Genomic DNA, 4,786 nt, shown 5'->3' on the forward strand with positions numbered 1-4,786 from the left:
GGCAAGAACCTCATGACCCACAACACCTAGTCGGCGGCGGTGCGCCCGTGGCCGGCGGTGACCGGGATCGCCTCCCGCTCGCCCCGGCGGGGGCGGGGCCGCGAGGCGGCGGCCACTGTGCCGACGACCAGCCCGACGAGCGCCGGGACCACCCAGCCGAAGCCGACCGCGTAGCCGGGCAGCACCCGGCCGGCCAGGCCCGTCAGGGCGGTGACGGGCGGCGTCGTCGCGAGCGCCTCCGGCAGGGCGCCCAGCAGGTCGAAGAAGGCGGCGAGCCCCGTGCAGGCGACCACCCAGCGGGCCACCGCCGGGCAGCCCCGCACCCAGGCCCAGGCGAGGCCGAGCAGGATGACGACGACGGCGATCGGGTAGAGGAACATCAGCACCGGGACGGACCAGGCGATGATCGCCTCCAGGCCCAGGTTGGCGAGCGCGAAGGACACCACGAGGAAGAGGCCCGCCCACAGCCGGTAGGACCCGGGGAACATCTCCGCGAACATCTCGGCGCACGCCACGATCAGTCCGATGCAGGTCTTCAGGCACGCGACGAAGACGATGGCCGCGATGAGGTACGCGCCCGCCGTGCCGAAGAAGTGGCTCGCGCTGCGGGCGAGGACGTCGCCGCCGTTCGTGGCCTGCGCGAACGCGCCGTGGCTCGTGGCGCCGACGTACGCCAGCGAGGCGTAGACCACCGCCATCGCCGCGCCGCCGACCAGCCCCGCCTTGCCCAGCTCCACCGCCATGCGGCGCGGACCCGTCACGCCCAGGCGCCGAGCGGCGTCGACGATCACGACCGCGAAGGCGAGCGAGGCGAGCGCGTCCATCGTGGCGTAGCCGTCCAGCAGGCCCCGCACGAGCGCCCCGTCGGCGTAGGCGGGGGTCGGCGAGGGCAGCGCGCCCGTGCTCATCGGGGCCACGACGGCGGCCGCCACCAGGGCGCCGAGCAGGACCAGGAACGCCGGGGTCAGGTACCGCCCCACCCACTCCATGAGCCGGCCCGGACGGAACGCCGCCACCGCGGCGACCGCGAAGAACGCCGCCGTGAAGCCGAGCAGCCGCAGGCCGCCGTCGCCCGCCAGGGGCGCGACACCGATCTCATAGGACACCGTGGCGGTGCGGGGGATGGCGAAGAGGGGGCCGATCGTCAGGTACAGCAGGCACGTGAACGCCACGGCGAAGCGCCGGGAGACGGGCGCCGTCATCTCACGGACCGAGCGCGCCCCCGTCACCGCCGAGGCGACGATGCCCAGGACCGGCAGCCCCACCGCCGTGACGAGGAAGCCGAGCGTGGCCGGCGTGACCGCGGCGCCCGCATCCCGGCCCAGGCCGGCGGGGAAGATCAGGTTGCCGGCGCCGAAGAACAGGCCGAAGACGAGCGAGGCCAGCAACAGGGTCTGACCGGGGCGCAGGCGCGGGGGCATCACGGGCCTCTCGACGGCGAACGGGGCGCCATGACTGTACCCGGCGCGCGGTCAGCCTCCGCGCCTAGACTGGACGGGTCCCCGAACCAGGAGCGTGTGACCCCGTCATGTCCTTCCCGCTGCACCGTCCCCGGCGTCTGCGCCGGTCCGCCGCGATGCGCCGCCTCGCCGCCGAGACGCGCCTGCACCCCGCCGAGCTGATCCTGCCGGCCTTCATCAAGGAGGGCGCCGCCGAGCCCGTGCCGATCGCCTCGATGCCGGGCGTCGTGCAGCACACCGCGGACTCGCTCAAGGCCGCCGCGGCCGAGGCCGCCGAGCTGGGCCTGGGCGGCATCATGCTGTTCGGCGTGCCGACCACGCGCGACGCCGTCGGCAGCGCCGCCCTGGACCCGGACGGCGTCCTGAACCGGGCCATCCGGGACGTGAAGGCGGAGGTGGGGGACGGGCTCGTCGTGATGTCCGACCTGTGCCTGGACGAGTTCACCGACCACGGCCACTGCGGCGTGCTCACCGCCGAGGGCGCCGTGGACAACGACGCGACGCTGGAGATCTACGCCCGGATGGGCGTCGCGCAGGCCGAGGCCGGTGCGGACGTGCTCGGCCCCTCCGGGATGATGGACGGCCAGGTCCGCGTGATCCGGGAGGCCCTCGAGGGCGCCGGCCACCACGAGACCGCGATCCTCGCCTACGCCGCGAAGTACTCCTCGGCGTTCTACGGGCCGTTCCGCGACGCCGTCGACTCCCAGCTCACGGGCGACCGCAAGACCTACCAGATGGACGCCGCCAACCGGAGCGAGGCCCTGCTCGAGGTCGCCCTCGACCTCGAGGAGGGCGCGGACATGGTGATGGTCAAGCCCGCGATGAGCTACCTGGACATCGTGCGCGACGTGGCGGACATGGCGGACGTGCCCGTCTCCGCGTACCAGATCTCGGGGGAGTACGCGATGATCGAGGCCGCCGCCGCGCACGGCTGGATCGACCGGAAGGCCTCGATCGTCGAGTCCGTGCTCTCCATCCGGCGCGCCGGCGCCGACTCCGTGCTCACCTACTGGGCGGCCGAGCTCGGCCGCTGGATGAAGGAGGGGTCCCTGTGACCGCGTCCCAGCCGACCACCAACGCCGCCGCCTTCGCCGCGGCCCAGGCCGTCATCCCCGGCGGCGTCGACTCGCCCGTGCGCGCCTTCGGCTCGGTGGGCGGCACGCCCCGGTTCATGGCCGGCGCACGCGGCCCGTACCTGACCGACGTCGAGGGCAACGAGTACGTGGACCTGGTCTGCTCGTGGGGCCCCATGCTGCTGGGCCACCAGCACCCCGAGGTCGTCGAGGCCGTGCACGCCGCCGTGGACCGCGGCCTCGGCTTCGGCACCTCCACGCTGGAGGAGACCGCGCTGGCCGAGCTGATCGCCTCCAAGGTCCCGGTCGAGCGCGTGCGCTTCGTGTCCACCGGCACCGAGGCCACCATGACGGCCCTGCGCCTGGCCCGCGGCGTGACCGGCCGCAACCTGATCGTGAAGTTCGCCGGCTGCTACCACGGCCACTCGGACGGCCTGCTGGCCGCGGCCGGCTCGGGCGTGGCGACCGCCGCCCTGCCCGGCTCCGCGGGCGTCACCGAGGCCGCCGCCTCCGAGACCCTCGTGGTGGACTACAACGACCGCGCCGCCGTCGAGGCCGTGTTCGCCGAGCACGGTGAGCGCATCGCCGCGCTCATCACGGAGGCCGTGCCCTGCAACATGGGCGTCGTGGAGCCCGCCGAGGGCTTCAACGCGTTCCTGCGCGAGATCACCCGCCGCCACGGCGCGCTGCTGATCTGGGACGAGGTGCTCACCGGCTTCCGCGCCACCGCCACGGGCGGCTGGGGCCTGTCCGGACAGCCCGAGGGCTGGACCCCGGACATCTGGTGCTTCGGCAAGGTGATCGGCGGCGGCATGCCCGCGGCCGCCCTGGGCGGCTCCGCCGAGATCATGGACCACCTGGCCCCGCTCGGCCCCGTGTACCAGGCCGGCACCCTCTCCGGGAATCCGGTGGCCATGGCCGCCGGCCACGCCACGCTCTCCCGCGCCGACGAGGCCGTCTACGCGGCCGTGACGCGCGCCTCGGACGCCGTGCGCGAGGGCCTCGTGGCCGCGCTCGACGCCGAGGGCGTGGACCACTCGATCCAGCGGGCCGGCACCCTGTTCTCCCTGGCGTTCGGCACCTCCGGCACCGGCGTGCGGGACTACCGGGACGCCCAGGGCCAGGAGGTCTTCCGCTACGCCCCGTTCTTCCAGTCGATGCTGGCCTCCGGCGTGTACCTGCCGCCGTCCGTGTTCGAGGCCTGGTTCGTCTCCGCCGCCCACGACGACGCGGCGGTCACCCGGGTGCTCGACGCGCTGCCGGCCGCGGCGAAGGCGGCCGCGGCGGCGACGCCCCAGGGCTGAGACCCGGGTGCGGGTCGGGGCCGGGCGCTCAGCGCTCGGCCTCGACCGGCCAGTGGCGCGAGACGGTGGCCTGCGGGTCCTTGCGTCGCAGGTACTGCTCGAAGCTCTGCGCCTGCTCGGCCTTCCAGCGGACCTGCCGCTCGTGCAGGTCCGCCGGCGCGACGCGCAGCTGCTCGTACTGGGCGGCCAGGGCGTCGGCCACCTGGACGGCGGCGAGGGCGTCCGCCGCGGAGGTGTGCGCGTTCTCCAGGGTCACCCCGTAGTGCTCGGACACCGCGGAGAGCGTGCGCTTGCCCTTGCGGAACCGGTCCACCTGCTTGTCCAGCACGAACGGGTCGATCACGGGGCGGGCCTCGAGCGGCGTCAGCCCGTGGCGGCGCGCCTCCCGGTCCATCACCGTGAAGTCGTACACGCCGTTGAACGCCACCACGGGGATGCCCGCGGCGAACAGGTCCCGCAGGGTCTCGGTGATCTCCGTGACACCCTGCGCGGCGGGCATGCCCTCCGCCTGCGCCCGCTCCGTGGTGACGCCGTGGACCTCGGCCGCCTCGGCCGGGATGGGCACGCCCGGGTCCACGAGCCACTCGGCCGACGACGCGGCGCGGCCCTGCTCGTCCACCATCACCAGGGTGGCGGTCACGATCAGCGCGGTGCGCGGATCACGTCCGGTGGTCTCGAGGTCGAAGCCGGCGCGGATGCTCTCATGCCAAGTCACGCGCCTCACGCTACCCGGAGCGGCGGACACGACAGGATGGGGTCGTGACCGATCACCCTGTGCTCCCCGGCGCCCGCCACCGCGACGACGGACCGCTCACCCTCGGCGAGGGGCTCGAGGCGCTCGCCCGTCTGGTCCCGCCCGGACGCGCCGTCAGCTACGGGGGGCTGGCCGGCCTGCTGGGGGTCGGCGGTCCGCGGCAGGCCGGCCGGGCGATGGCCGAATCGAGCCCCG

At 74.6% G+C, this 4,786-nt stretch carries 4 protein-coding genes and 1 pseudogene; 3 read left to right on the top strand and 2 right to left on the bottom strand.

Annotated features, from left to right (window positions below):
- Positions 1 to 26: 26 nt before the first annotated feature.
- A complete protein-coding gene (gene brnQ, locus HMPREF3105_RS11440) occupies positions 27 to 1,421 on the bottom strand; it encodes a branched-chain amino acid transport system II carrier protein (protein WP_070709708.1) in 1,395 nt (464 codons plus the stop codon).
- 107 nt (positions 1,422 to 1,528) lie between these two features.
- On the opposite strand from brnQ, the gene hemB reads away from it, so the two are divergent.
- Together hemB and hemL are read left to right on the top strand one after the other, a co-directional pair.
- Positions 1,529 to 2,515 carry a porphobilinogen synthase gene (hemB, locus tag HMPREF3105_RS11445; protein ID WP_036314332.1) on the top strand — a complete coding sequence of 329 codons (987 nt, stop codon included), beginning with the start codon at positions 1,529 to 1,531 and terminating at the stop codon, positions 2,513 to 2,515.
- Positions 2,512 to 3,837, top strand: a complete 1,326-nt coding sequence (hemL, locus tag HMPREF3105_RS11450; RefSeq protein WP_036381097.1) for a glutamate-1-semialdehyde 2,1-aminomutase — start codon at positions 2,512 to 2,514, stop codon at positions 3,835 to 3,837. Before hemB ends, hemL begins: the two co-directional genes overlap by 4 nt.
- Before the next feature lie 28 nt (positions 3,838 to 3,865).
- On the opposite strand, the gene HMPREF3105_RS11455 is transcribed toward hemL, so the two are convergent.
- Positions 3,866 to 4,552 (bottom strand): 3'-5' exonuclease, encoded by a 687-nt coding sequence (locus tag HMPREF3105_RS11455; protein WP_036339262.1) that lies wholly within the window; start codon positions 4,550 to 4,552, stop codon positions 3,866 to 3,868.
- 44 nt (positions 4,553 to 4,596) lie between these two features.
- Here HMPREF3105_RS11455 and HMPREF3105_RS11460 point away from each other — a divergent pair.
- Positions 4,597 to 4,786, top strand: a pseudogene (locus HMPREF3105_RS11460) (MGMT family protein); the annotation flags it as partial.

This window comes from Micrococcus sp. HMSC31B01 (assembly GCF_001816085.1).
Lineage (GTDB): Bacteria > Actinomycetota > Actinomycetes > Actinomycetales > Micrococcaceae > Micrococcus > Micrococcus luteus.

Bases quoted from the DNA above. Each gene is read 5' to 3' on its own strand.
- brnQ (WP_070709708.1), bottom strand. From the start codon at position 1,421: ATGCCCCCGCGCCTGCGCCCCGGTCAGACCCTGTTGCTGGCCTCGCTC.
- hemB (WP_036314332.1), top strand. From the start codon at position 1,529: ATGTCCTTCCCGCTGCACCGTCCCCGGCGTCTGCGCCGGTCCGCCGCG.